Genomic DNA, 23,735 nt, shown 5'->3' with positions numbered 1-23,735 from the left:
AGGTCTTGTCCACGTCGCGCTCCGGCTCCGGGATCCAGGTGTCCAGCGCCTCCACCAGCTGCAGGATCGACGGCACGCCGATCTCCGACTGGTCGCCTTCCAGCGCCTTGAGCGCCGAACCCTTCACAACCGGGGTGTCGTCGCCCGGGAACTCGTACTTGGAGAGCAGCTCGCGCACCTCCATCTCCACCAGCTCCATCAGCTCGGCGTCGTCCACCATGTCCGCCTTGTTCAGGTAGACCACGATGTACGGCACGCCCACCTGGCGGGCCAGCAGGATGTGCTCGCGCGTCTGCGGCATCGGGCCGTCCGCCGCCGAGCACACCAGGATCGCACCGTCCATCTGCGCCGCACCCGTGATCATGTTCTTCACGTAGTCGGCGTGGCCCGGGCAGTCCACGTGCGCGTAATGGCGGGTCGGGGACTCGTACTCCACGTGCGAGGTCGAGATCGTGATCCCGCGCGCCTTCTCCTCCGGCGCCATGTCGATCTGGTCGTAGGCCTTGAACTCGCCGCCGAAACGCTCCGCGCCGATCTTCGTCAGCGCCGCCGTCAGCGTCGTCTTGCCGTGGTCAACGTGACCGATCGTGCCCACGTTCACGTGGGGCTTGGTGCGCTCGAACTTACCCTTTGCCATGGCTGCTGTCTCGCTGGACGTTGTGTGTGGTGCTCACGAATGGAATCGAACCATCGACCTCCTCCTTACCAAGGAGGTGCTCTACCGACTGAGCTACGTGAGCGTGGAACCTGGTTGTCTTGTCACTGGGTGGTGGCCGACCGCGTGGAGCGCAATGGAGCGGGAGACGGGAATCGAACCCGCACCATCAGCTTGGAAGGCTGAGGTTCTACCATTGAACTACTCCCGCGACGGGCACCGCTGAAGCTTGCTGGACACTGCTCGAACTTGGTGGAGGGAGGTGGATTCGAACCACCGAAGGCGTAAGCCAGCAGATTTACAGTCTGCCCCCGTTGGCCGCTTGGGTATCCCTCCGGTCGTCCGTGCCGTGATCCGGTGAAAACAGCCCGCGATTTTGACCCGTACAGCGCGTGCTGTCAACGCATCCGGCGTCCCGGGACGCCCGTTCAGACGTTGAAGCGGAAGTGCAGCACGTCGCCCTCGCGGACCCGGTACTCCTTGCCCTCCAGGCGCAGGCGGCCGGCCTCTCGGGCCCCGGCCTCGCCGCGGTACTTCACGAAGTCCTCGTAGCCGATGGTCTCGGCGCGGATGAAGCCCTTCTCGAAATCCGTATGGATGACGGCGGCGGCCTGCGGGGCGGTCGCGCCGGCCTTCACGGTCCAGGCCCGGACCTCCTTCACGCCGGCGGTGAAGTAGGTCTGCAGGCCCAGCAGGGCGTAGGCGGCGCGGATCACCCGGTTCAGGCCGGGCTCGTCCAGGCCCAGGTCGGCCAGGAACTCGTCGCGGTCGGCCTCCTCGAGCTGGCTGAGCTCCTCCTCGATCGCGGCCGAGACCGGCACCACCTCGGCGCCTTCGGTCTCGGCCCGGGCGCGCACCGCATCCAGGTGCGGATTGCCCTCGAAGCCGTCCTCGAGCACGTTGGCCACGTACATCACCGGCTTCAGGGTCAGCAGGAACAGCTCGCGGACCAGCGCCTGCTCCTCCTCGTCCAGGGCCACGGTGCGCGCGGCCCGGCCCTCGTCCAGCGCCGCGCGCAACCGCTGCAGGACCTCGATCCGGGCCTTCGCGTCCTTGTCGCCGCTCTTGGCCACCCGCTCGTAGCGGGCGATGGCCTTGTCCACCGATTCCAGGTCGGCAAGCGCCAGCTCGGTGTCGATGGTCTCGATGTCGGCGATCGGATCCACCCGGTTGGACACGTGGATCACGTCCGGGTGCTCGAAGCAGCGGACCACGTGGCAGATCGCGTCCACCTCGCGGATGTGGGCCAGGAACTTGTTGCCCAGGCCCTCGCCGCTGGCGGCGCCCGCGACCAGCCCGGCGATGTCCACGAACTCGACCGCGGTCGGCACCACCCGCTCCGGCTTCACGATGTCCGCCAGCGCGTTCAGGCGCGGATCCGGCACCGGCACCACGCCCACGTTGGGCTCGATGGTGCAGAACGGGAAGTTGGCCGCGGCGATGCCCGCCTTGGTCAGCGCGTTGAACAGGGTCGACTTGCCGACGTTCGGCAGGCCGACGATGCCGCATTTGATGCCCATTACTGTCTGTCCGTGTGGAGGCGCTTCATGGCCTCGTTGAAGTCGCCGGCGACGGCCAGCGGCAGGACGTCGAGCGCGTCGTCGACGGCGCGCAGGATCGCGGCCTCGTCGTCGCGGTTCGGGCGCCCCAGCACCCAGGGGGTGACCCGGTCCTTGTGGCCCGGGTGGCCGATGCCGATGCGCAGGCGGTGGAAGCGGCCGTGGCCGAGCAGGCGTATGGTGTCGCGCAGGCCGTTCTGGCCGCCGTGGCCGCCATCGAACTTGAGCCGCGCGGTGCCGGGCGGCAGGTCGAGCTCGTCGTGCGCCAGCAGCGCCTCCTCCGGCTCGATCTTCCAGAAGCGCAGCGCCGCCAGCACCGACTTGCCCGACAGGTTCATGTAGGTGGCCGGCTTCAGCAGCCGCACCTGCTGTCCGCCGAGCTGCACCTGGCAGGCCTCGCCGAACAGTTTCGATTCCACGCCGAAGCGCGCGCCCTCGCGCTGCGCCAGGGCGTCAACAAACCAGAACCCGGCGTTGTGCCGGGTCCCGAGGTGTTCCGGACCGGGATTGCCCAGCCCGACGATGAGTCGCAGTCCTGCCATCTCGAAGGCATGCCGGCCCGCCGCCATGGGCGGGCCGGCACGCGGCGATCACTCGCCCTTGGCCTCGCCTTCGGCCTCGCCCTCGCCGGCGGCGGGAGCAGCGGCGGCGGCATCGGTCGCGCCCTCGGCGGCCTCGTCGGTGGTCTCCTCGGCCTCGACCCGCGCCATGCGGGCGGCGACCACGGCGACGTCGTGGTCCGGGCCCAGCTTCAGCTGCGGCAGTTCCACGCCCTGGGGCAGCTTCAGCTGCGACAGGTGGATGGTGTCGCCCGGCTTCAGGTCGGCCAGGTCCACCTCGATGTTGCCCGGCAGGTCCTTCGGCAGGCAGCTCACTTCGACCTGGGTCAGCTCGTGCATGATCACCACGCCCGCGGTCTTGCCCGCCGGCGAGGTCTCGCCGTTGACGAAGCGCAGCGGCACCGAGGTGCGCAGCTGCTCGTTGGCGTCCACGCGCTGGAAGTCGATGTGCATGATCAGCTGCTTGCACGGGTGGCGCTGGAGGTCGCGCAGCAGCACGTTCTCGACCTTGCCGTCGATGTCCAGGCCGAGGATCGACGAGTAGAACCACTCGTTCTGGCTCGCGACCCAGGTCTTCTCGTGGTCGAGCTGGATGTTCACGGGGGCGGACTTGCCGCCGTAGACGACGGCAGGCACCTGGCCCGCACGACGCAGGCGGCGGCTCGCACCTTTCCCCTCGTCCTTGCGGCCGGTGGCCTGGATGGTGTTCTGGTTTGCCATTTCAATTGCTCACTTTGCTTGCGTTGGCCGCCTTGCGGCGGTGATGCGGCCCACCCGCGACCAGGCGGGCCATGTGTGTCAGTCCACGTACAGCGAACTGACGGATTCCCCGAAGGCGATCCTGCGGATCGTCTCGGCCAGCAGTTCCGCCACGCTGAGCTGGCGGATCTTGCCGCAGGCCTCGGCGGCGGACGACAGCGGGATGGTGTCGGTCACCACCAGCTCGTCCAGCGCGGCCTTCGATACGTTGTCGATCGCGGCGCCCGAGAGCACCGGATGCGTGCAGTACGCCACCACCCGGGTGGCGCCCTGCCCCTTCAGCGCGGCCGCCGCGGCGCACAGGGTGCCGGCGGTGTCCACGATGTCGTCCACCAGCACGCAGGTCTTGCCGGCGACGTCGCCGATGATGTTCATCACCGTGGCGACGTTGGCCTTGGGACGGCGCTTGTCGATGATCGCCAGGTCGGCGTCGTCGAGGCGCTTGGCGATGGCGCGGGCGCGGACCACGCCGCCCACGTCCGGCGACACCACCACCATGTCCCTGGTGCCGTAGTGCCGCCAGATGTCGGCCAGCAGCAGCGGCGAGGAGTACACGTTGTCGACCGGGATGTCGAAGAAGCCCTGGATCTGCTCGGCGTGCAGGTCCACCGTCAGCACCCGGTCGGTGTGCACGGTCGAGAACATCTGCGCCGCCACCTTGGCCGTGATCGGCACCCGCGCCGAGCGCGGGCGGCGGTCCTGCCTGGCGTAGCCGAAGTACGGCACCACAGCGGTGACGCTGGCCACCGATGCGCGCTTGAGCGCGTCGATCAGCACCAGCAGCTCGACCAGGTTCTCCGCGCTCGGCGCGCAGGTCGGCTGGATCACGAACACGTCCTGGCCGCGGACGTTCTCCTCGATCTCGACCTGCACCTCGCCGTCGGAGAAGCGCCCGACCAGCGCCTTGCCGGGACGCACGCCGAGCTCCCTGCACACCGCCTGTGCCAGCGGACGGTTGGCGTTGCCAGCGAAAACCAGCAAGTTCCTGTCGTCCTGCACCGTCATCTCGTCCCGCGCTCCGAATTCGTGTTGCAGGGTCGTGGTTGGCAGGGGCGGCAGGATTCGAACCTGCGAATGCCAGGATCAAAACCTGGTGCCTTAGGCCTCTTGGCGACGCCCCTGCAGGCGGTACGCATCCAGCGCAACGTGCAACGGCGACCGCGTCGCTCCCTCCGCGATCCACGCCTGCAATCCCGCCGGCGCGCGCCCCTGCAACGATTCCCGTTGCACCTGGGACAGCGCAGCCTGCGCGGAAGCGCGATCGCCGAACTCGACGAAGCAGCCGCTGCCGGTCCCGGTCAACCGTGGCGTGCCGACCCGCGCCAGCACCTCGAACACGGCCTCCACGGCCGGTTCGCGGCGGCGCAGCACCGGCTCGAACGCATTGCCGAGCGGAGCACCAGAAGCGAAGTCGGCTATTGTCGCGGGCGCGGCATCCCGCGTCAATTCAGGCGCTTGGAACAATTCCGCGGTGGAAACGTGGATCGCGGGGGCGGCCAGCAGGTACCACGCCGGCGGCAGCGTCACGGGGGTGAGCCGCTCACCGACCCCCTCCGCCCAGGCATTGTCGCCGCGCACGAACACCGGCACGTCCGCGCCCAGGCCCAGCCCGAGGGCCGCCAGCCGCTCGATGCCCAGGCCGGTGCCCCAGAGGGCGTCGAGCGCGACCAGGGTGGTCGCAGCGTCGGACGAGCCGCCACCGAAGCCGCCCCCGGCGGGAATGCGCTTTTCGACGAAGATGTCGGCGCCCAAGCGCAAATTGGTCTCTTTTCTCAGCAGATCGGCGGCGCGTACCGCGAGATCCGCGGTCGCATCGATGCCTGCCGGCAGGTCGCCATGGCGCACGATCCTGCCGTCGCCGCGCACCCGCAGCCGCAGCTCGTCGCCCCAGTCCAGGATCCGGAACACCGTCTGCAGCAGGTGGTAGCCGTCCTCGCGCCGGCCCGGGATGCGCAGGAACAGGTTCAGCTTGGCCGGCGCCGGCCAGTGGGACCACGCCTCGCCGCCGGCGCTCATGGCGCCGGCAGCGTCCAGGCGTCCACCACCAGGCGGACGCGGGCCTCGCCGCGCTCGGCCTCGATCCGCCCCGGGAGTTCGGTGCCCAGGCCAGGTTGCGGGGTCCAGTTCCCGAATTCCAGGCGCCAGCCATCCTGCTGCATGCGGGCCAGCCGGCCGTCGGCCCCGAATTCCAGGGTGGCCGGCCCCGCGGCCGGATCGCGCGCGCCGCGCACCCAGGACGCCAGCGAGCCGACCGGAATCTCCCAGCCGGTGGCCGCGCGCAGCAGCAGGGAAGCGTCGGGCCCGACCCGGGTGCCGCCTTCCAGCCCCTCCAGCCGCGCCCCCCCGGGCCCGGTTTCCAGGCGCCAGCTCTGGCGAGTGATCGGCGCCGCCAGCGCGACCTCGCTCCAGACGTCGCGCTGGCGCCAGTCGATGCGGCCGCTGCCGCCGCGGCCGTCGTTGGTCAGCGCGATGCGACCGGACAGCGCCCAGTCCGCCACGCCCGCCAGCACCCGCTCGCGCGCGGCCTGGTGCTGCAGCGCGGCCGCGTGTTGTTCCGGCGGCAACTCGGCCACGGGAAGCGTGGTGGCGCAACCGGCCAGCAACGACAGGCAGGCGACGATGCCGGCGAGGCGCAGGGTCATGGCGTGTCCTCCACCGGAAGCGCGCCGGTGCGTTCGAGCGCGCGCCGAAGCGCGCGGTTGTCGGGATCCAGCTCCAGGGCTTCGCGGAAATAGCGCCGGGCCTCCTCGCGCTCGCCCCCGGTCCACAGCACCTCGGCCACGTGCGCGGCGATCTCCGCGTCCTTTTGCAGCGAGTACGCGCGCCGCAATTGCACCAAAGCCTCGTCGTGGCGCCCCAGCCGGTACAGGACCCAGCCGTAGCTGTCGATGATCGCCGGGTTGTCCGGCTCGGCCACGCGCGCGCGGTCGATCAGCTCCAGCGCCTCCCGGTAACGCGTGGTGCGGTCCGCCAGGGTGTAGCCGAGGGCGTTCAGGGTGGCGACGTTGTCCGGCTCGGCCACCAGGATGCGGCGGAAGTCGGCTTCCGCGCGCGCGATGTCGTCGCGGCGCTCCCAGGCCAGCGCGCGCGCGTACAGCAGCGCCGGATCGTCCGGGAACGCGGCCAGGCCCCGGGCAAGGGCATCGAGTTCGCCGGTGCCGTCGCCGCTTGCCTGCCGCAGCTCCGCCTCCAGCAGCCAGGCGTCGCGGCGCACGCCGTCGGGCGCATCCGGGTCCGACTGCAGCGCCCGCAGCGCCGCGAAGGCCTCGTCCGGGCGACCGAGTTCCTGCAGCACGCTGGCGGTGCGCAGGCGCGCCGGCCACCGCTCCGTGCCGCCCGGGACGCTGCGGTACCAGCGCAACGCATCCTCGTGGCGCTCCAGGAATTCGGCGACCTGGCCCAACAGCAGGCGCCGGTCCGGGTCGGGGTGCGACGCCGGGCCCTGCTGCAGTTCCTGGTACAGCGCGGTGAGGCCATCGCGGTCACCGGCCTGGGCGAGCAGCGACGCGCGCAGGCGATGGGTGCGCTCGTCCTGCGGGCCGCGCGCGAGCACTGCCGCCGCCCTGGTGAAGTCGCCGAGCGCCTCGTAGCCGGCGGCGATCGCCAGGCGCAGTTCTTCGTCGGTACCGGCACGCGGCTCCAGCCGCGCCAGGATTTCGCGCGCGCCGGCCGCGTCGCCGCTCTCGCGCAGCTGGCTCGCGTGCAGCAGCGCCACGCGCGGCTCGTCGGGGAAGCGGGCGATGACCGCCTCGACGATGCGTTCCGCCAGGGCCTGCCGGTCCAGGCGCTGCGCGAGGCCGCCGAACGCCAGCCACGCCTGCAGGCGGTCCGGGATCCATCCGCCCTCGACGGCTTCGCCCAGCAGGCGCGAGGCCAGGTCCGGATCCTTGCCGCCCCCGCCGAGGGCCGCCAGCGCGTACCGCCAGGCGCCGGGGTCGGGATCGCGCAGCAGCGACTGCAGGCCGCGCCGCGCCGCCGCCAGGTCCTGGTCGCGCAACGCCAGGGTGAGTTCCGCGCCCCGCAGCGCGAGCGCCCCCGGGTCGCCCGCGCGCCACAGCCGCAATGCCTGGCGCGCGGTCTCGTCTTCGTCCGCGAGCAGTGCGATGCGCGCGGCCCGTTCGGCCAGGGCGGCATCCCCGCCCACGGCGCGCGCGGCCTCGAGGTACCAGCGCGCGGCATCGTCGAGCTTGCCCGACTGCAACGCGAACTCGCCCGCCAGCGTGGCTTCGATCGCGCCGGCCGGGGCGTTGTCGCGCGCCGCGACCGGCGCGGCGACGCAGGCCGCCACGCAGAACAACGCGCCGGCGAGGCGCGCGCGGGTGCGCATGCTGGAGGGAGGCTGGCTAGCTGGGCCGGTGGTCGCGGGCATCGAAAGCGGCCGGGCCGTAAAATGGCGGCCCTCGGTGCATCGGAAGCTTAACGCACGCCTTCGCACCGGCCGTCCACGCCGCCTGCATCCCAGCCATGACCCTCCTCGCCATCGGCATCAACCACCAGACCGCGCCCGTCGAGCTGCGCGAGCGGGTGGCGTTCGCCGAACACGCGCTCCCCAACGCGCTGGCCGCCCTGCGCGGGCAGCCTGGCGTGCGCGAGGTGGTGCTGCTGTCCACCTGCAACCGGACCGAGCTGTACGCCGCCACCGAAGGCGACGGCAAGGCACTCGACGCCTGGCTGGCCTCGCACCCGGCCGACGATCCGGCGGTACGCCACGACCTGGGCGCCTACCTGTACCGGCACGAAGGCCCCGCCGCCGTCCGGCACCTGTTCCGGGTCGCGACCGGGCTCGACTCGCTGGTGCTCGGCGAGCCGCAGATCCTGGGCCAGGTGAAGCAGGCCTGGGCCACCGCGCGCGGCGCCGGCACCCTCGGCGGGCAGCTCGACCGGCTGTTCCAGCAGGCCTTCGTGACCGCCAAGCGCGCGCGCACGGACACCCGGATCGGCGCCAACCCGGTCTCGGTCGCCTCCACCGCGGTGCACCTGGCTCAATCCTCGTTCGCGCGCCTCCAGGACTCGGTGGTGCTGCTGGTAGGCGCAGGCGAGACCATCGAACTGGTCGCCCGGCACCTGGCACAGGCCAAGGTGAAGCGGCTGCTGGTCGCCAATCGCACGCTCGCGCACGCACAGGCACTGGCCAGCCGGCACGGCGGCGTCGCGCTGCCGCTGGACGAACTAGAGCGCCACCTGGCCGAGGCCGACATCGTGTTCTCCGCGACCGCGAGCCGCGAGCCCGTGATCGTGCGCGCGCAGGTCGAGGCCGCGCTGGCACGGCGCCGGCGCCGTCCGATGCTGCTGATGGACCTGGCGGTGCCGCGCGACATCGAGCCCGGCGTCGCCGGCCTGCCCGATGCCTTCCTCTATACGATCGACGACCTCGAGCGCGTGGTCGAGGAGAACCGCGCCAGCCGGCGCGAGGCCGCAGAGGCCGCCGAAGCGATCGTCGAACTGCACGTCTCGCGCTACGTCGAACAGTCCGCGGCCAGCACCCGGGTGGCGCCGGTGAAACGCCTGCGCGCGCACGGCGAGCAGGCCCGCGACGCGGCGCTGGCCAAGGCGCGCCAGCAGCTCGCCGCCGGGCACGACCCCGACGAAGTGCTGGAACTGCTCGCGCACACCCTGACCAACCGCCTGCTGCACGCGCCCACCGTGGCCCTGCGCCAGGCGGCGCTCGACGGCGACCACGCGCTGGCACTGGCGAGCGAGAAGCTGTTCCCCGCGGAACCCACCGCCGAACCGGCGACGGACGACGACGCATCGGGCACACTGCCGTCCGATGCAACCTAGCCTGCGCCGCAAACTGGAAGCGCTCGCCGAGCGCCGCGAGGAACTCGAGCGCCTGCTCGCCGACCCCGGCGTGATCGGCGACGCCGACCGCTTCCGCGCGCTGTCGCGCGAATTCGCGCAGCTCGAGCCAGTCGCGGTGGCGTTGGCCGCCGAGGCGCGCGCGCGCAGCGACCTCGCCGCGGCCGAGGCGATGCGCAAGGATCCCGAGCTGGCCGAACTCGCCGAGGAAGAGATCGCCACCGCGAGCGAGCGCCTCGCCGAGCTCGAGACCGAACTCATGGCGCAGCTCGTGCCGAAGGACCCGCGCGACGAAGGCAACCTCTACCTCGAAGTGCGCGCCGGCACCGGCGGCGACGAGGCCGCGATCTTCGCCGGCGACCTGTTCCGCATGTACAGCCGCTATGCCGAGCGCCAGGGCTGGCGGGTCGAGGTCGAGTCGGCCAACCCGGGCGAGCACGGCGGCTACAAGGAGATCGTCGCGCGCATCGAGGGGCGCGGTGCCTATTCCCGGCTGAAGTTCGAGTCGGGCACCCACCGCGTGCAGCGCGTGCCGGCAACCGAATCGCAGGGTCGCATCCACACCTCGGCGGCCACCGTCGCGATCATTGCCGAGGACACCAGCGACGTCGCGATCGAGCTCAACCCCGCCGACCTGCGCGTGGACACCTTCCGTTCCTCGGGCGCCGGCGGCCAGCACGTCAACAAGACCGACTCCGCGATCCGCATCACCCACCTGCCCTCCGGCGTGGTGGTCGAATCGCAGACCGAGCGCAGCCAGCACGCCAACCGCGACAAGGCGATGAAGCGGCTCAAGGCGATGCTGGTCGAGGCCGAGATCGAGAAGCGCGCCGCGGCCCAGGCCGCCGACCGCAAGCTGCAGGTGGGCAGCGGCGACCGCAGCCAGCGCATCCGCACCTACAACTACCCGCAGGGCCGGATCACCGACCACCGCGTCGAGGGGCTGACCCTCTACGACCTGCCGGCGGTGCTGGAGGGCAACCTGGACGCGCTGGTCGAACGGCTAGCGCGCGAGCACCAGGCCGACGAACTCGCGCGGCTCGGCCGCGAGTGACTGTTCAGGCGGCGACTTCCGGGCCGCCCGCCTCCGCGATGGCCGCGTCGATCTCGGCGGCGGTGACCGGGCCGAGGAACTGCTTCGCGAGCTTGCCGTCCGGACCGATCAGGTAGGTCACCGGCAGCCCGCGCGGCGCCGGGAAGTCGGCCGGCGGGTCGTACACGTCCACGATCGCGACCGGGTACACCACCGGCCGCTTCTCGAGGAACGCGCGCAGCGCCTCCGGCTCGATCTCCTCGTAGGCCAGGCCGACCACCTCCACGTGCTCGCGCATCGCGTCCAGCGCCGACAGCTCCGGCATCTCCTCCAGGCAGGGGCGGCACCAGGTGGCCCAGTAGTTGACCACCACCCACTTGCCGCGGTGCCCGGCAAGGTCGTAGGTCGTTCCGTCGAGCGTCCGTACCCGCAGCTCGGGTTCGTCCTTCGGCGTGTCCCTGGCAGGCGCGGCCTGCACCGGCTCGGGCGCCGGGGCCGGCTCCGGCGACGGCACCTCCGCCTCGCGCTGGCAGGCGGCCAGCAGCAACAGCAGGCAGGCGGGAAGCAGGATGCGGAACGCGGTCATGTCGGATCCTTTGGCAAGTCGTCGTAGACGTTGGACACGCGGCGACGGAGTAGGTCGCGCAGCGGCAGGCGCAGTTCGTCCAGCTCGGCGATCACCTGCTGGCCGAGCAGGTCGTCGCGGCACGGCAGGTGCGCCTCGGCCACCGGGATGCGCAGTTGGCAGGCCTCGTACAGGTCGGCCATGGTGAGGTCGTCGAGGTCGCGCGAGAGCAGCCACTCGCCGGACTCGGCCCGGGTCACCAGCCCGATCTCGCCGAGCTGGCCGAGGAAGCCCTGGATCAGCTCGTCGGTGAGCGGCGGCTCGAGCCGCTGGATGTCGTCGCTGTGCAGGCCCTTGCCCTGGCGCCTGTATTCGAGGAAGCGCCCGAGCAGCCGCAGCAGGCCGTAGATCTCGAAGCCCTCCGGCAGCCGCATCGCAGCCGGCTGGTAGCGGAACGCGGACATGGAGGCCGCCAGCGACGCGCCGAGCAGGATGGAGACCCAGCCCAGGTAGATCCAGAGCAGGAAGATCGGCACGAACGCGAGCGGCCCGTAGATCTTCTGGTAGGCGCCGAAGCTGCCGATGTAGGCGCCGATGCCCCACTTCACCAGCTCGAACAGCAGCACCGAGAGAACTGCGCCGGCGACCGCGTGGCGCCACTTGATGGTCCGGTGCGGTACCACCCGGAAGATGGTGGCGAAGGCCAGCAGCTCGATCGCCATCGGCGCGATGCGCAGGATCGCGTCCTCCAGCAGCCGCCCCGGCACGGTGCTGAACACCGACAGCGCGAAGAACCGGGTGGACAGCGCCAGGCTGGCCGCCGCGACCAGCGTGCCCAGGGTGAGCACGGTCCAGTAAACCAGGATGCGGCCCAGCTTCGGGCGCGCGGTCCTGACCCGCCAGATGCGGTTGAAGGCGCCCTCGATGCCGTTCAGCGTGATCATCAGCGACAGCACCAGCGCGATCACGCCGGCGGTGGTCAGCTTGCCGATGTTGGCCGTGAACACGTCGACGTACTGGCTGATCTGGCGCGCCGCGCTGGGCACGAAGTGGGTGAACACGTAGCCGGTGAGGGTGTCGCTCCAGTCCTCGAACGCCGGGAACGCGGACAGGATCCCGAACACCACCATGGACAGCGGCACCAGCGCGAACACGGTGGTGTAGGCGAGCGCGCCGGCGGCCTCGAACAGGCGGTCGTCGAGGAACCGCCGCCACAGGAACAGGAAGAACGACCGCACGCGGGCACGATCGCGCACGTGCTCGCTCCAGCGGTAGATCGAGTCGAGCGGCTCCATCGGCCGAAGGGTACCCGATGCCCGGTCCACGGTAAGCTTGCGTGCCTCCAGCAACGCGACCGCCATGCCCGAGATCCTGGTCCTCTACTACAGCCGCGGCGGCTCGGTCGCCCGGCTCGCGCGCCACGTCGCGCGCGGCGTCGGCGAAGTGGACGGCATGGCCGCGCGCCTGCGCACCGTGCCGCCGGTGGCCGCCGCCACCACCGAGGCCGCGCCGCCCGTCCCCGACGAGGGAGCGCCCTACGTCGCGCGCGAGGACCTGGCCGAGTGCGCCGGGCTGCTGCTCGGCAGCCCGACCCGCTTCGGCAACATGGCCGCGCCGCTCAAGCACTTCATCGACGGGCTCGGCGCCGAATGGGCCAGCGGCACCCTGGTCGGCAAGCCCGCGGCCGTGTTCACCTCCACCAGCACCATGCACGGCGGCCAGGAGTCGACCCTGCTGACGATGATGCTGCCCTTGCTGCACCACGGCTGCGTGATCGCCGGCATCCCGTTCACGGAACCGGGGCTCAACACCACGCGTAGCGGCGGCACCCCCTACGGCGCGAGCCATGTCGCCGGCCTGCGCGACGACCCGGAGACCACCGACGAGGAGGCGAAGCTGGCACGCGCGCTCGGGCGCCGGGTCGCGGAACTGGCGGCGAGGCTGGGCTCGTGACACCGGCACGCCGGATCGTGCGGCTCGCGCTGATCGCCCTGGTGGTGCTGTTCGCGAGCTGGTTCGGCATCGAAGGCGACCGGGTGGCGCTGCTGGTGTTCGCGCTGCCGCCCCTGCTGCTGGCGTGGTGGCTGCCGCGCGCGCCGGCGCTGGCTGGCTTCTGGGCCGGCGTGCTGGCGCTGGCCTGGTTCTCGCACGGGATCATGGTGGCCTGGTCGCGGCCGCCGGAACGCTGGCCCGCGCTGGCCGAGGTCGCGCTGGCGCTGGTGGTGGTGCTCGCCGCCAGCGTGCCGGGGCTCCGCGCCCGTTTCGCCCGCGGCGGGAAGCCCGGGCGCGTACCATAGGCGGCATGCAGGAACTGCTCATCGTCACCACCGGCGGCACCATCGACAAGGTCTACTTCGACGACAAGTCGGACTACCAGGTCGGGGAACCGCAGATCGGCCGGATCCTCGAGGAGCTCGGGGTCGCGTTCCGCTTCCGGGTGATCCCGGTGCTGCGCAAGGACTCGCTGCACATCGACGACGCCGACCGCGAGCTGGTGCGCGCCACCATCGCCGCGCAGGACGCGCGCCACGTGCTGGTGACCCACGGCACCGACAGCATGGTCGAGACCGCGAAGGTGCTGTCCAGCCTTCCCGACCGCACCATCGTGCTGACCGGTGCACTCAACCCCGCGCGCTTCCGCGGCTCCGACGCCGAGTTCAACATCGGCACCGCGGTCGGCGCGGTGCAATCGCTGCCCGCGGGCGTGTACATCGCCATGAACGGTCGCATCTGGGACCCGGCGAAGGTGCGCAAGAACGTGGAGGCGAACCGGTTCGAGGCGGCCGGCTGAGATGCCCACGCCACGGCTGAAGCGGGTCTACGACGCGCCGGCCGAGGACGACGGGCTGCGCGTGCTGGTGGACCGGCTGTGGCCGCGCGGGCTGTCGAAGGACAAGGCGAAGGTGGACCTGTGGCTCAAGGACGTCGCCCCGAGCGACGCGCTGCGCCGCGAATTCCATGCGCGCCCGGAGCGCTGGGAGGCCTTCCGCGCGGCCTATCGCGACGAGCTCGAGGGCAACCCGGCGCTCGACGAACTGCGCGAACTGGCGGCGAAGCAGCGGGTGACGCTGCTGTTCGGCGCCCGCGACGAAGCCCACAACAACGCGGTGGTGCTCAAGGACCTGCTCTAGCGCGGGGGCGCTCAGAACATCCCCGTCTCCAGGCGCGCGGCGTCGGACATCATCGACTGGTTCCACGGCGGATCGAACACCAGCTCGACGTCGGTCTCGGCCACGGTCGGGATCATCTCCAGCTTGCTGCGCACGTCGTCCACCAGGATGTCGCCCATGCCGCAACCCGGCGCGGTCAGGGTCATGCGCACGGTGACCACGCGCTGGCCGTCGTCGCGGTGGTCGACGCTGGCCTCGTAGACCAGGCCGAGGTCGACGATGTTGATCGGGATTTCAGGGTCGAAGCAGGTACGCAACTGCTTCCAGACCAGCTGCTCCACGTCCTCGTCGCCGGCGTCCTCGGGCAGCTCGAGCGGTTCCGCGGGCTCCTTGCCGATCGCGTCCGCGTCCTGGCCCGCGATCCGGAACAAGTTGCCCTCCACGAACACCGTGAAGCTGCCGCCGAGCGCCTGGGTGATGTAGCCGACCGAGCCCGCGGGCAGGGTCACCTTCTCGCCCTGCGGCACCAGCACGGCGGGGCAATCGCGCTCGAAGCGCACCGGTTCGCTGCTGCGTGAGTACATGTCGCCTATTCTACGCGCCATGGACTCCCCCGCCGCGCGCCATGCGCGCCCTTCGCGCTGGCTCGCGCCGGCCCTGCTCGCCCTCGGCTGCGCCGGTTGCGCCGCCGCGTGGATCCTCCTCGGCGTGGCCAGCGGCCGCCAGTGCAGCTGGATGGCGGTCGTGGCGGGGATCGACGCCGCGCTGCTGTTGCGACTCGCCGCCATGCCGCGCGGGCCTGCGCGCATGGTGGTCGCGATGCTCGGCACCGCCGCCACCATCGTGCTCGCGAACTGGGGCATCGCCGCGACCGAGCTCGGCCGCTCGATCGGCGTGCTCCCCTGGGCCTCCGCGATAAAACTCGGACCGGACCACGCCTGGACGGTGCTATCGCTGGCGAATACGTCCGCGGACCTGGCGTGGCTGGCGGCGGGCGTGGTGCTCGCCGCGGTGCTGTCGCGCTAGCGCCGCGACCGGGGCGGGCCCCTCGCGCTCGAACTCCTCCAGGCAGCGACCGAACAACGGCAGGGCTTCGCGCAACTCGGCCACGGACAGGCTGGCGAATCCGAACAGCAACCCGCAGCGGTCCGGCGGCGCGTGGTAGTGCGGCAGGATGGAATGCAGGCCCAGGCCGTGCCGCAGGCCGATGGCCAGCAGGCGCTCGACGTCGGCCGCGCCGTGCCCTTCCACCCATGCCGCGACGTGCATGCCTGCCCGGGAATCGGCAATCCGCACGCGCCCCCTCCCGTAGTGGCGCAGCCCTTGCATCAGCACCTCGCGTCGCTCCGCCAGGATGCGCGTGCTGCGGCGCAGGTGGCGTTCGAACCCGCCACTGGCGATGAAGCTGGCCATCGCTGCCTGCTCGATCGCGCTGCTGCCGAAGTCGAGCGACCACTTGGCCGTCACGAAGTCCTCGCGCAAGGCGCGGGGCACGACCATGTATCCCAGTCGCAGCGATGGAAAGACCGTCTTCGAGAAGCTGCCGATGTAGATCACCCGGTCTCCCCGGTCGAGCGAGCGCAGGGCCGCCAGCGGCCGGCCGTCGTAGCGGAATTCCCCGTCGTAGTCGTCCTCCACCACCCACGCATCGTGCCTGCGGGCGTAGGCGAACAGCTCCATCCTGCGCGCCAGCGACAGCACGGAGCCCCCCGGGAACTGGTGGGACGGAGTGACGAAGACCAGGCGCGGCGAACGCTCCGGCAGCAGGTCGCAACGCAGGCCCTCGACGTCGGTCGGGACCGGCGAGATCCGCGCGCCGTGGAGCTGCAGCAACTCGCGCACCGCGAAATACTGGGGCTCCTCGACCACGGCATGGTCGCCCTCGTCGGCCAGCACCCGCAGGCACAGCGAGATCGCCTGCTGCGTGCCGGAAACGACCACCACGTCGGCCGGGTCCACCACCAGGCCGCGGCGCCGCGCGAGGTAGTCGCCGATCGCCTCGCGCAATGCCGGCAATCCCTGCGTGGGTGGATAGTTCGGGGACGTGTACGCGGCCGCGCGTGCCAGCTCCCTCGCCCACATGCTCGCCACCGCCGGATTCACGATGGGCAAGCCGTACTGGAAGCAGTAGCGCGCCCCTTCCGGGGCCCGCCCCGGCAGGTTGCCATGGTCGTGGACCAGGCGCCCGCGCCGCGCGAATGCGGACTGCGGCGGCAGCGTCGTCGAAGTCGGGCGCTGCACCTGCGTGGCGTGCAGGGGCGGGGTGACATAGCTGCCCGATCCGATCCGTGCGGAGACGAAGCCCTCCGCGCGGAGCTGCTCGTAGGCCGTCAGCACCGTGTTGCGCGACACGCCCAACTCGGCGGCGAGCGCCCTGGACGGCGGCAGGCGCGCGCCCTCTCCGTAGCGGCCGTCCAGGATGGCGCCCTTGAGCGCCCGGGTCAGTTGCGCGTGGAGCGGACCGTTGCCGTCCAATGCCAGGTACATGGTGGCCCCCGCCTTGAATTGGCCCCATTCCAGCCCAGGGAATTGGGCCTTGCGAGGACCAAATCATCGCGCTTCGATGGGGCCAATGACAATGCCGTCTTAACGCGGGCCAGGACGAACAGAATGCACGGCTTTCCCCTCGCGATGCTCCGGTCCACTCCCGCCAGGCGCCGGCAGGCCCTTCCCTTCCCCTGGGCCATTGCCACTGCCGGCGTCCTGGTGGGAGGCCTCGACTTCACCGCCTGCAGCCTGTTCTGGGCGGCACGGGGCGTCCCGCCGGAGCGCATCGCCCGGAGCCTGGCGGAGTTGCTGGTGGGCATGGAGGCGTACTCGCCCGGCGCCGGCATGGTCGTCCTCGGCCTGGCGGTACAGGCACTTGTCGGCGTGTGCCTGGTGCTCGGGTACATGCTCGCGGCCAAGAAGATCCCGCGGCTGCTGGAACGGCCCCTGCGCTACGGGATGGCCTACGGCGCCGTCGCGCTGGCGGTCTTCGAACTCGCGGTGGTGCCGCTCAGTGCCGCCGCCTCCCGCACGATGGACGGCGAGTGGCAACTCGTGCTCCTCGCGGTCTACATGATCGTGCTGGGCATGCCCGCCGCGGTGCTGGCGAAGCGGCTGCTGGCAGCGCGGGCGCGCCGACGTTAGCCGCGCCGCGGGGCGGGGCGCCCCTCTTTGGCTCCGTCCTGCCGCGACCGATTGGCTCTCGCGGCCCGCGACCGACGCCCCTAGCGTGGACCAGGCGGGCAGGCTCTGTCCTGCAGTCGTCGCCTTCCATCACTAGGGGAACCACACCGTGCCAACACAGTCGCGCCAACTTCGCCGTAACGCCATCTTCCTTGCCCTGGCGATGGGCCTCGCCCCCGCGGCCCACGCCCAGTCGAACACCGCCGGCGCCGTCACCGGCGCGGCCGATCCGGGCGACGTCATCACCATCAGCAACCCGGCAACGGGCTTCAGCCGCACGGTCACCGTGGGCGCGGACGGCAACTTCCGCTTCCCGGCGCTGCCGACCGGCGAGTACCAGATCAGCGAGAACGGCGGAACGCCGCGCGCGGTCCGCGTCAACGTGGGCATCGCGGCGAACGTCGACTTCAGCAGCGCGGCGACCACGCTGAGCACGGTGACGGTCGTCGGCTCGAACGTGGTCAACCCGATCGACGTGTCGTCGGTCGAGTCCACCACGATCCTGACCGCCGAGCAGATCAACCGGATCCCGGTGGCGCGCAACACCACCGCGGTGGCACTGCTGGCCCCGGGCACCGTGCGCGGTGATGCCGCGTTCGGCAACCTGGCGTCGTTCGGCGGCGCGTCGGTGGCCGAGAACCAGTACTACATCAACGGCTTCAACGTCACCAACACTTTCCGCAACCTCAATTTCGGCGCGATCCCGTTCGAGGGCGTGGCCGAGCAGCAGGTCAAGACCGGTGGCTACGGCGCCGAGTTCGGCCGTTCGCTGGGCGGCGTGGTCAACCAGATCACCAAGCGCGGTACCAACGAGTTCACGGCCGGCGGCAACATCTACTGGGAGCCCAAGTCGCTGCGCGAGGACGTCAAGAACACGTACTACTCGAACCCGCTCACGCCCGATGACTTCGGCAACCTGCGCCAGGACAACTCGGCCGATACGCAGGACAGCTGGACCGCGAACGTGTGGGCCGGCGGCGCCCTGGTCAAGGACCGCCTGTTCTACTACGGCCTGATCTCCTACAGCCGCACGGACAACGAGACCTGGGGCAGCGTCCAGTCCACGATCAACACCTCGGCGCGCAACACGGCCCCGAACTGGCTGCTGAAACTCGACTGGAACATCAACGACAACAACATCCTCGAGTTCACCACGTTCTCGGACGAGAGCGAGACGGTGACCCGGAACTACCGCAACACCCCGGGCGAGCTCGACCGCTTCGACTACTCGGGTGACAACGTCGCCAAGTCGGGCGGCGAGAACTACATCCTCAAGTACACCGGCTACCTGACCGACAGCTTCACCCTGTCGGCGCTGGCCGGCCGCAGCGAATTCTCGCGCTCCACCTACGTGACCGACGCGCAGGGCAACGTCGGCTTCTACGACGGTACCTTCACCGTGCCGACCCCGGGCGTCGCCCCGAGCGACAACTGCTCGGTGGTGATCGACTCGCGTCCTGCCTACCGCACCGACGCCAGCGGCATCTACAGCGGCTGCTCGATCAGCAACGGCATCCTGCAGGACATCAACTCGTCCGACGAGCGCCAGCAGTTCCGCCTGGACGGCGAGTGGCTGCTGGGCAACCACCTGCTGCGCTTCGGCTACGACGCGGACGAGTACGAGTCGCGTGCCGGCGGCGCGCGCGAGGGCGGCTACCAGTGGACCTACCTGACCAGCAACGGGCCGGACGCCACGCCCAACACCGGCGACGAGTTCGACGTGGCCCGCCTGCAGTACACCAGCCAGGGCGCGACGGTGAAGGTCAAGCAGCACGCCTACTACATCGAGGACAGCTGGAACGTCACCGACAACTTCGTCGCCTACCTGGGCGCGCGCTGGGATACGTTCGAGAACATCAACGGCCAGGGCGAGACCTACGTCAAGATCAACGACCAGTTCGGCCCGCGCCTGGGCTTCAGCTGGGACGTGAACGGTGATTCGAGCTTCAAGGTGTTCGGTAACGCCGGCCGCTACGCCCTGCCGCTGACCCCGTCGGTGGCCGTGCGCGGTGCCTCGGCCTCGCTGTTCACCCGCGAGGACTTCCGCCCGGCCGACGGCGAGAGCTTCTTCATCATCGACCCGGAAACAGGTGCGCCGCTGAACGCGGTGTCGCGCGGCAACTTCCGCTTCATCAACGCCGAGACCGGCGAGCCGAAGGTCGCCGCCACCATCGCGTCGAAGAACCTCAAGCCGATGTACCAGGACGAGTACATCCTGGGCTTCCAGAAGCAGATCAACGAGCACCTGTCGGTCGGTACCCGCGGCATCTTCCGCGACCTGAAGGCCGCGATCGACGACAACTGCGACTACGGCCCGGTGCTCAACTCGCCCGATTCGCCGTTCACCTTCGATCCGGACATCGGCTTCTGGGTGGACGAGAACGGTGAGTACCCGGCGCTGCCGTTCGTGGACCCGCTGAACACCGGCTTCCCGTACTGCCGCATGTTCAACCCGGGTGAGGACGCGATCTTCGTCACCGACTTCTACGGCGACGGCAACCTGACCGAGGTGCACGTGGACGGCAGCCTGCTGTCGCCCAAGGCCAAGCGCACCTACAGCGCGCTCGAGTTCTTCTTCGACGGCCGCTGGGATCGCATGTTCATGCAGGGCTCCTACACCTACGCCAAGTCCAAGGGCAACACCGAGGGCGGCGTGAAGTCGGACATCGGCCAGAACGACACCAACGTCACCCAGGACTTCGACTACTACGAGCTCACGGTCGATACCTACGGCTACCTGCCCAACGACCGCCGCCACAGCCTCAAGCTGTTCGGCGCGTACGAGGTCACCGACGAGTGGACCCTCGGCGGCAACCTGCTGGTGCAGTCGGGCCGTCCGCTGAACTGCCTGGGCGTGCTGGACACCGATCCGGGCGAGGACTACGCGCCGCATCCGTACGGCTCCTCGTTCATGCGCTGCAGCCCGAGCGGCGACGCCACCACGGACGACTCGGTGGCGGTGCCCCGCGGCACCAAGGGCCGGCTGCCGTGGACCACGCAGATCGACCTGAGCGCGTCCTACCGGCCGATGTGGATGGAAGGCCTGCAGTTCAAGGTGGATGTGTTCAACATCCTGAACTCGCAGAAGGTCACCTCCGTCGTCGAGACCGCGGAAGTCGCGGCGACCGGTGCCGCCTCCAACACCTACCTGCTGCCGGCGTCCTTCCAGCAGCCGCGGTCGGTGCGCTTCATGGTCCAGTACGACTTCTGAGGACACGCGCAACAAGAGTGCAAACCGTTAACCCCGGATGCCCGCGGCGGGTCGCGCAAGCCCGTCGCGGGCCTTTTTTACCGACGCCACCATGCAGACTTCCTCCACCACGCATCGGACATGGATCGCAATTGCCGGCGGCGGGCTGGCCATCGGCACCCTCGACCTCGCCTTCGCGACGCTGTACTGGATGCGCCACGACATCGCCCCGGTACGGATCCTGCAGAGCATCGCCACGGGTTGGCTCGGCGATGCCGCGTACGCGGGTGGAAGCGCCAGCGCCTGGCTCGGAGCCGTGTCCCACTACCTCATCGCCACGACCTTCGTCGCCGCGTACCACGCGGCGGCCCGCCACCTCCCCCGCCTGCTCGACCACCCTTTGCGCTACGGGATCGCGTACGGCGCCTGGCTGTACATCGCCATGAACTTCATCGTGCTGCCCTTGTCCGCCGCGGGATCTCCCGGCTTCGGAAACAGGGCCTGGGTCGCCTCCAGCATCCTCGCCCACCTGGTGTTCGGGGTGATGAGCGCACTGTCCGCGCGCCTTGCGGCCGGCCGCGGGATCAGTGGCCGCCGTCGAGCGCCTTCAGCTCGCTGACCAGCGCACCGGCCATCTCCGCCCCGTCGCCGTACAGCATGCGGGTGTTGTCGGCGTAGAACAGCGCGTTCTCGATCCCGGCGAAGCCGGTGCCCTTGCCGCGCTTGATCACCACGGTGTTCCTGGATGCGGCCACGTCCAGGATCGGCATGCCGAAGATCGGCGAGGACGGATCGGTCTTCGCCACCGGGTTGACCACGTCGTTGGCGCCGATCACCAGCGACACGTCGGTGTTCGGGAACTCGGGGTTGATGTCGTCCATGTCGGCGATCAGGTCGTAGGGAACCCCGGCCTCGGCCAGCAGCACGTTCATGTGCCCGGGCATGCGCCCGGCGACCGGGTGGATCGCGAACCGGACCTTGACCCCGCGCTCGATCAGCCGCTGCGCGAGCTCCCAGATCTTGTGCTGGGCCTGGGCGACCGCCATGCCGTAGCCGGGGACGATCACCACCCGGTCGGCGTAGGCCATCATCGCCGCCACGTCGGCCGCCTCGATCGGCTTCTGGCTGCCGGCGATGCCCTCGCCCGCGGCGGCGCCGCCACCGCCGAAGTTCGAGAACAGCACGTTGCGCAGCGGCCGGTTCATGGCCCTGGCCATCAGCCGGGTCAGCAGCATGCCGGCGGCGCCCACCATCATGCCGGCGACCACCAGCGCCTCGTTGCCGAGCACGTAGCCCTCGAAGGCCACCGCCAGGCCGGTGAGGGCGTTGTACAGCGAGATCACCACCGGCATGTCGGCGCCGCCGATCGGCAGCGTCATCAGCACGCCCAGCAGCAGCGCCGCGAGGAAGAAGGCGATGATCGCCGGCACGCCGAGCTGCCAGGCCACCACCGCGCCGAGCACGACGGTTCCCGCGAACAGCAGCGCGTTGAGGGCCTGCTGCCCCGGGAACACGTAGCGCTTGTCCATGCGTCCGTCGAGCTTGGCCCAGGCGACCACGGACCCGGACAGCGACACCGCGCCGATCAGCGCTCCGACCACGCCGAGCACCAGCGTCAGCCGCGGCGGCGACGCGCCCGCAAGCGAGAAGCGCAACAGCTCGACCGCGCCGATCGCGGCCGCGGAGCCGCCACCCATGCCGTTGAACAGCGCCACCATCTGCGGCATGTCGGTGATCGCCACCTTCCTGCCCCAGGCCCAGGTGGAAGCGACGCCCAGCACCAGCGCCAGCAGGATCAGGCCAAGGTTCTGCAGTCCCGGCAGCAGCAGGGTGGCCAGCGTCGCCAGCACCATGCCGGCACCGGCCCACTGGATGCCCGAGCGCGCGGTGCGCGGCGAGGCCATGCGTTGCAGGCCGAGCAGGAACAGGGTGGCGGCGATGAAATAGCTGGCGCTGGCCAGCCACTGCAGTTGCGCCGCGGTCACGCGCCGTCCCCGGGCTTGCGGCTGGACTTGAACATCTCGAGCATGCGCTCGGTGACCACGTAGCCGCCGGCGGCGTTGCCCGCGCCAAGCAGCACCGCGACGAAGCCGATGGCCTTCTCGAGCGTGGTGTCGGCGTGGCCGAGCACGACCATGGCGCCGACCAGCACGATGCCGTGGATGAAGTTGGAGCCGGACATCAGCGGCGTGTGCAGGATCACCGGCACCCGCGAGATGATCACGTGCCCGGCGATCGCCGCGAGCATGAATACGTACAGGGCGACGAAGCCCTGCGCCACCACCGCATCGCCCATTCGCAGCCTCCCCGGCATCGGTTCGACGCCCCGATCATACGTGGTGCCGGCGGCAGGCGGCTGTCAACCGACGCCGGGCCCGTGCGTTTCCGGTCGTATGCTGCAGGCCGTGACCAGCGACGCCGCCAAGGCCCTGCCCGCGATTCCGCAGGGCGCGGCACCGGGTACCCGGGACCTCGAGGCCTTCCTGGACGCGGTCGGTCCGCGCGCGTTCCGGTTCGCCGAGGCCTCGCTGCGCCACCGCGAGGACGCGCTCGACGCGGTCCAGGACGCCATGTTGCGGATGCTCCGCTACGAGGATCGCCCTGCGGAGGAATGGTCGCCTCTGTTCTGGCGGGTGCTGCGCAGCCGGATCGTGGACACGCAGCGGCGGCGCGGCTTCCGCCTGCGCTGGCTGGCGCCCGCCGACGCCGACGGCCGCGAGCCGGACTGGGCGGACGACGGTCCCGACCCGGCACGCCGGCACGAGGGCCGCGAGGCCTGGACCCGGCTGGCCGCGGCGCTCGAACGCCTGCCGCGACGACAGCGCGAGGCCTTCACGTTGCGGGTGCTGGAGGAACTGGATGTCGCCGACACCGCCCTGGCCATGGGCTGCAGCGAGGGCTCCGTGAAGACGCACCTGTCGCGCGCCCGCCAGGCGCTGCAGCGGGAACTGGAGGATTGGACATGACACACCGGGAAGACGCTTTCGACGCCCGTGTCCGCGAGGCGCACCGCGCTGCATTGCACGCGCTGTCGCCGGCCGTGCGGGCGCAGCTGCGGCGGCGCACGCGCCTGGCGCTAGCCGGGGAGGCCGCCGCAAGCGGCGCCCCCGCGACCGCCCCGCGCTGGGGCTGGATCGCCGCGCCGGCGATGGCGCTGGCGCTCGCATTCGCCCTGCCCTGGCCCGGCGCCGAGGACACCGCGCCATCCGCCCCGGTGGCGGTCGCGCCGGCACCGGAAATGGAATTGGCCGCACCGCTGGAGCAGGACCCCGATTTCTACCTGTGGCTGGCCTCCGCCGACGCCGTGGCGCTGGCAGCCGATCGCCCCTGACCG

The 23,735-nt window shown here is 70.8% G+C and carries 26 protein-coding genes and 4 tRNA genes; 12 read left to right on the top strand and 18 right to left on the bottom strand.

Translation table 11 applies throughout. The annotated features are described in order from the left end of the window. From E4F25_RS11335 to E4F25_RS11280, 12 genes are all read right to left on the bottom strand, one after another. On the bottom strand, positions 1-637 hold a 637-nt coding region (locus E4F25_RS11335; RefSeq protein WP_140910230.1), incomplete at its 3' end, for a GTP-binding protein. Between the two features lie 27 nt (positions 638-664). Next, positions 665-740: transfer RNA gene (locus E4F25_RS11330), tRNA-Thr, on the bottom strand. A gap of 52 nt (positions 741-792) precedes the next feature. Beyond that, positions 793-866: transfer RNA gene (locus E4F25_RS11325), tRNA-Gly, on the bottom strand. A gap of 39 nt (positions 867-905) precedes the next feature. Then, a tRNA-Tyr gene (locus E4F25_RS11320) sits at positions 906-991 on the bottom strand. A gap of 92 nt (positions 992-1,083) precedes the next feature. Then, positions 1,084-2,175, bottom strand: a complete 1,092-nt coding sequence (ychF, locus tag E4F25_RS11315; RefSeq protein ID WP_140910229.1) for a redox-regulated ATPase YchF — start codon at positions 2,173-2,175, stop codon at positions 1,084-1,086. Next, entirely contained in the window at positions 2,175-2,756 is a 582-nt protein-coding gene (gene pth / locus E4F25_RS11310; protein ID WP_140910228.1) for an aminoacyl-tRNA hydrolase, read from the bottom strand. The genes ychF and pth overlap by 1 nt, the downstream gene beginning before the upstream one ends. A 48-nt stretch (positions 2,757-2,804) precedes the next feature. Further along, positions 2,805-3,494 (bottom strand): 50S ribosomal protein L25/general stress protein Ctc, encoded by a 690-nt coding sequence (locus E4F25_RS11305; RefSeq protein ID WP_140910227.1) that lies wholly within the window; start codon positions 3,492-3,494, stop codon positions 2,805-2,807. Positions 3,495-3,572: 78 nt separating this feature from the next. After that, positions 3,573-4,532: a ribose-phosphate diphosphokinase gene (locus tag E4F25_RS11300; protein ID WP_140910436.1), complete on the bottom strand. Its 960-nt coding sequence runs from the start codon at positions 4,530-4,532 to the stop codon at positions 3,573-3,575. 45 nt (positions 4,533-4,577) lie between these two features. Next, positions 4,578-4,654: transfer RNA gene (locus tag E4F25_RS11295), tRNA-Gln, on the bottom strand. Beyond that, entirely contained in the window at positions 4,632-5,549 is a 918-nt protein-coding gene (gene ispE, locus E4F25_RS11290; RefSeq protein WP_140910226.1) for a 4-(cytidine 5'-diphospho)-2-C-methyl-D-erythritol kinase, read from the bottom strand. The genes E4F25_RS11295 and ispE overlap by 23 nt, the downstream gene beginning before the upstream one ends. Next, positions 5,546-6,175 carry a lipoprotein insertase outer membrane protein LolB gene (gene lolB, locus E4F25_RS11285; protein WP_140910225.1) on the bottom strand — a complete coding sequence of 210 codons (630 nt, stop codon included), beginning with the start codon at positions 6,173-6,175 and terminating at the stop codon, positions 5,546-5,548. Before lolB ends, ispE begins: the two co-directional genes overlap by 4 nt. Continuing rightward, complete coding sequence (locus E4F25_RS11280) at positions 6,172-7,860, bottom strand: tetratricopeptide repeat protein (RefSeq protein ID WP_140910224.1); 1,689 nt, start codon at positions 7,858-7,860, stop codon at positions 6,172-6,174. The genes lolB and E4F25_RS11280 overlap by 4 nt, the downstream gene beginning before the upstream one ends. A 137-nt stretch (positions 7,861-7,997) precedes the next feature. On the opposite strand from E4F25_RS11280, the gene hemA reads away from it, so the two are divergent. Both hemA and prfA read left to right on the top strand, forming a co-directional pair. Beyond that, complete coding sequence (gene hemA, locus E4F25_RS11275; RefSeq protein ID WP_140910223.1) at positions 7,998-9,314, top strand: glutamyl-tRNA reductase; 1,317 nt, start codon at positions 7,998-8,000, stop codon at positions 9,312-9,314. Further along, positions 9,304-10,386 (top strand): peptide chain release factor 1, encoded by a 1,083-nt coding sequence (prfA, locus tag E4F25_RS11270; protein ID WP_140910222.1) that lies wholly within the window; start codon positions 9,304-9,306, stop codon positions 10,384-10,386. Before hemA ends, prfA begins: the two co-directional genes overlap by 11 nt. Positions 10,387-10,390: 4 nt before the next feature. Here the strand turns inward: prfA and E4F25_RS11265 are convergent, their stop codons facing one another. Next, positions 10,391-10,951, bottom strand: a complete 561-nt coding sequence (locus tag E4F25_RS11265; RefSeq protein ID WP_140910221.1) for a TlpA family protein disulfide reductase — start codon at positions 10,949-10,951, stop codon at positions 10,391-10,393. Beyond that, complete coding sequence (locus tag E4F25_RS11260) at positions 10,948-12,225, bottom strand: YihY family inner membrane protein (RefSeq protein ID WP_140910435.1); 1,278 nt, start codon at positions 12,223-12,225, stop codon at positions 10,948-10,950. The genes E4F25_RS11265 and E4F25_RS11260 overlap by 4 nt, the downstream gene beginning before the upstream one ends. 64 nt (positions 12,226-12,289) lie before the next feature. Between E4F25_RS11260 and wrbA the strand changes: the two genes are divergently transcribed. Genes wrbA through E4F25_RS11240 form a run of 4 tightly spaced genes read left to right on the top strand, consistent with a single transcriptional unit; the run spans position 12,290 to position 14,061 of the window. After that, positions 12,290-12,883, top strand: coding sequence for an NAD(P)H:quinone oxidoreductase (gene wrbA / locus E4F25_RS11255; RefSeq protein WP_140910220.1), 594 nt, complete (start codon positions 12,290-12,292; stop codon positions 12,881-12,883). Further along, on the top strand, positions 12,880-13,227 hold the full coding sequence (locus E4F25_RS11250) for a DUF2069 domain-containing protein (protein WP_140910219.1): 348 nt from the start codon (positions 12,880-12,882) through the stop codon (positions 13,225-13,227). Before wrbA ends, E4F25_RS11250 begins: the two co-directional genes overlap by 4 nt. A gap of 5 nt (positions 13,228-13,232) precedes the next feature. Then, a complete protein-coding gene (locus E4F25_RS11245) occupies positions 13,233-13,721 on the top strand; it encodes an asparaginase domain-containing protein (RefSeq protein WP_140910218.1) in 489 nt (162 codons plus the stop codon). A gap of 1 nt (position 13,722) precedes the next feature. Continuing rightward, on the top strand, positions 13,723-14,061 hold the full coding sequence (locus tag E4F25_RS11240) for a DUF488 domain-containing protein (RefSeq protein ID WP_140910217.1): 339 nt from the start codon (positions 13,723-13,725) through the stop codon (positions 14,059-14,061). Positions 14,062-14,072: 11 nt separating this feature from the next. Here E4F25_RS11240 and sufT read toward each other — a convergent pair whose 3' ends face one another. Beyond that, positions 14,073-14,624 (bottom strand): putative Fe-S cluster assembly protein SufT, encoded by a 552-nt coding sequence (gene sufT, locus E4F25_RS11235; protein ID WP_140910216.1) that lies wholly within the window; start codon positions 14,622-14,624, stop codon positions 14,073-14,075. 19 nt (positions 14,625-14,643) lie between these two features. On the opposite strand from sufT, the gene E4F25_RS11230 reads away from it, so the two are divergent. Beyond that, positions 14,644-15,066, top strand: coding sequence for a hypothetical protein (locus tag E4F25_RS11230; protein WP_140910215.1), 423 nt, complete (start codon positions 14,644-14,646; stop codon positions 15,064-15,066). On the opposite strand, the gene pdxR is transcribed toward E4F25_RS11230, so the two are convergent. Continuing rightward, entirely contained in the window at positions 14,989-16,527 is a 1,539-nt protein-coding gene (gene pdxR / locus E4F25_RS11225) for a MocR-like pyridoxine biosynthesis transcription factor PdxR (protein WP_140910214.1), read from the bottom strand. The two genes, E4F25_RS11230 and pdxR, sit on opposite strands and share 78 nt — an antisense overlap. A gap of 219 nt (positions 16,528-16,746) precedes the next feature. Here pdxR and E4F25_RS11220 point away from each other — a divergent pair, with 219 nt between their 5' ends. From E4F25_RS11220 to E4F25_RS11210, 3 genes are all read left to right on the top strand, one after another. Next, a complete protein-coding gene (locus E4F25_RS11220; RefSeq protein WP_140910213.1) occupies positions 16,747-17,172 on the top strand; it encodes a hypothetical protein in 426 nt (141 codons plus the stop codon). Between the two features lie 202 nt (positions 17,173-17,374). Continuing rightward, positions 17,375-20,422: a TonB-dependent receptor gene (locus E4F25_RS11215; protein ID WP_140910212.1), complete on the top strand. Its 3,048-nt coding sequence runs from the start codon at positions 17,375-17,377 to the stop codon at positions 20,420-20,422. Positions 20,423-20,513: 91 nt separating this feature from the next. Then, positions 20,514-21,020 carry a hypothetical protein gene (locus E4F25_RS11210; protein ID WP_140910211.1) on the top strand — a complete coding sequence of 169 codons (507 nt, stop codon included), beginning with the start codon at positions 20,514-20,516 and terminating at the stop codon, positions 21,018-21,020. Here the strand turns inward: E4F25_RS11210 and E4F25_RS11205 are convergent. Continuing rightward, positions 20,986-22,386 (bottom strand): NAD(P)(+) transhydrogenase (Re/Si-specific) subunit beta, encoded by a 1,401-nt coding sequence (locus E4F25_RS11205; RefSeq protein WP_140910210.1) that lies wholly within the window; start codon positions 22,384-22,386, stop codon positions 20,986-20,988. The genes E4F25_RS11210 and E4F25_RS11205 overlap by 35 nt on opposite strands. Further along, positions 22,383-22,697, bottom strand: coding sequence for an NAD(P) transhydrogenase subunit alpha part 2 (locus E4F25_RS11200; RefSeq protein WP_246069867.1), 315 nt, complete (start codon positions 22,695-22,697; stop codon positions 22,383-22,385). The genes E4F25_RS11205 and E4F25_RS11200 overlap by 4 nt, the downstream gene beginning before the upstream one ends. A 97-nt stretch (positions 22,698-22,794) precedes the next feature. On the opposite strand from E4F25_RS11200, the gene E4F25_RS11195 reads away from it, so the two are divergent. Both E4F25_RS11195 and E4F25_RS11190 read left to right on the top strand, forming a co-directional pair. Next, complete coding sequence (locus tag E4F25_RS11195; protein ID WP_140910209.1) at positions 22,795-23,367, top strand: RNA polymerase sigma factor; 573 nt, start codon at positions 22,795-22,797, stop codon at positions 23,365-23,367. Then, positions 23,364-23,732, top strand: a complete 369-nt coding sequence (locus E4F25_RS11190; RefSeq protein WP_140910208.1) for a hypothetical protein — start codon at positions 23,364-23,366, stop codon at positions 23,730-23,732. Before E4F25_RS11195 ends, E4F25_RS11190 begins: the two co-directional genes overlap by 4 nt. Positions 23,733-23,735 lie beyond the last annotated feature (3 nt).

The sequence above is a fragment of the Cognatiluteimonas lumbrici genome (genome assembly GCF_006476065.1).
In the GTDB taxonomy this organism is placed as follows: Bacteria; Pseudomonadota; Gammaproteobacteria; order Xanthomonadales; family Xanthomonadaceae; genus Cognatiluteimonas; species Cognatiluteimonas lumbrici.
This window is presented reverse-complemented; position numbering and strand designations above follow the sequence as displayed.

Excerpts from the sequence above, each read along its gene's own strand:
- ychF (WP_140910229.1), bottom strand. The coding sequence starts at position 2,175 with ATGGGCATCAAATGCGGCATCGTCGGCCTGCCGAACGTCGGCAAGTCG.
- pth (WP_140910228.1), bottom strand. The coding sequence starts at position 2,756 with ATGGCAGGACTGCGACTCATCGTCGGGCTGGGCAATCCCGGTCCGGAA.
- E4F25_RS11305 (WP_140910227.1), bottom strand. The coding sequence starts at position 3,494 with ATGGCAAACCAGAACACCATCCAGGCCACCGGCCGCAAGGACGAGGGG.
- ispE (WP_140910226.1), bottom strand. The coding sequence starts at position 5,549 with ATGAGCGCCGGCGGCGAGGCGTGGTCCCACTGGCCGGCGCCGGCCAAG.
- lolB (WP_140910225.1), bottom strand. The coding sequence starts at position 6,175 with ATGACCCTGCGCCTCGCCGGCATCGTCGCCTGCCTGTCGTTGCTGGCC.
- E4F25_RS11280 (WP_140910224.1), bottom strand. The coding sequence starts at position 7,860 with ATGCGCACCCGCGCGCGCCTCGCCGGCGCGTTGTTCTGCGTGGCGGCC.
- hemA (WP_140910223.1), top strand. The coding sequence starts at position 7,998 with ATGACCCTCCTCGCCATCGGCATCAACCACCAGACCGCGCCCGTCGAG.
- prfA (WP_140910222.1), top strand. The coding sequence starts at position 9,304 with ATGCAACCTAGCCTGCGCCGCAAACTGGAAGCGCTCGCCGAGCGCCGC.
- E4F25_RS11265 (WP_140910221.1), bottom strand. The coding sequence starts at position 10,951 with ATGACCGCGTTCCGCATCCTGCTTCCCGCCTGCCTGCTGTTGCTGCTG.
- E4F25_RS11260 (WP_140910435.1), bottom strand. The coding sequence starts at position 12,225 with ATGGAGCCGCTCGACTCGATCTACCGCTGGAGCGAGCACGTGCGCGAT.
- wrbA (WP_140910220.1), top strand. The coding sequence starts at position 12,290 with ATGCCCGAGATCCTGGTCCTCTACTACAGCCGCGGCGGCTCGGTCGCC.
- E4F25_RS11245 (WP_140910218.1), top strand. The coding sequence starts at position 13,233 with ATGCAGGAACTGCTCATCGTCACCACCGGCGGCACCATCGACAAGGTC.
- E4F25_RS11240 (WP_140910217.1), top strand. The coding sequence starts at position 13,723 with ATGCCCACGCCACGGCTGAAGCGGGTCTACGACGCGCCGGCCGAGGAC.
- sufT (WP_140910216.1), bottom strand. The coding sequence starts at position 14,624 with ATGTACTCACGCAGCAGCGAACCGGTGCGCTTCGAGCGCGATTGCCCC.
- E4F25_RS11230 (WP_140910215.1), top strand. The coding sequence starts at position 14,644 with ATGGACTCCCCCGCCGCGCGCCATGCGCGCCCTTCGCGCTGGCTCGCG.
- pdxR (WP_140910214.1), bottom strand. The coding sequence starts at position 16,527 with ATGTACCTGGCATTGGACGGCAACGGTCCGCTCCACGCGCAACTGACC.
- E4F25_RS11215 (WP_140910212.1), top strand. The coding sequence starts at position 17,375 with ATGGGCCTCGCCCCCGCGGCCCACGCCCAGTCGAACACCGCCGGCGCC.
- E4F25_RS11210 (WP_140910211.1), top strand. The coding sequence starts at position 20,514 with ATGCAGACTTCCTCCACCACGCATCGGACATGGATCGCAATTGCCGGC.
- E4F25_RS11200 (WP_246069867.1), bottom strand. The coding sequence starts at position 22,697 with ATGGGCGATGCGGTGGTGGCGCAGGGCTTCGTCGCCCTGTACGTATTC.
- E4F25_RS11195 (WP_140910209.1), top strand. The coding sequence starts at position 22,795 with ATGCTGCAGGCCGTGACCAGCGACGCCGCCAAGGCCCTGCCCGCGATT.
- E4F25_RS11190 (WP_140910208.1), top strand. The coding sequence starts at position 23,364 with ATGACACACCGGGAAGACGCTTTCGACGCCCGTGTCCGCGAGGCGCAC.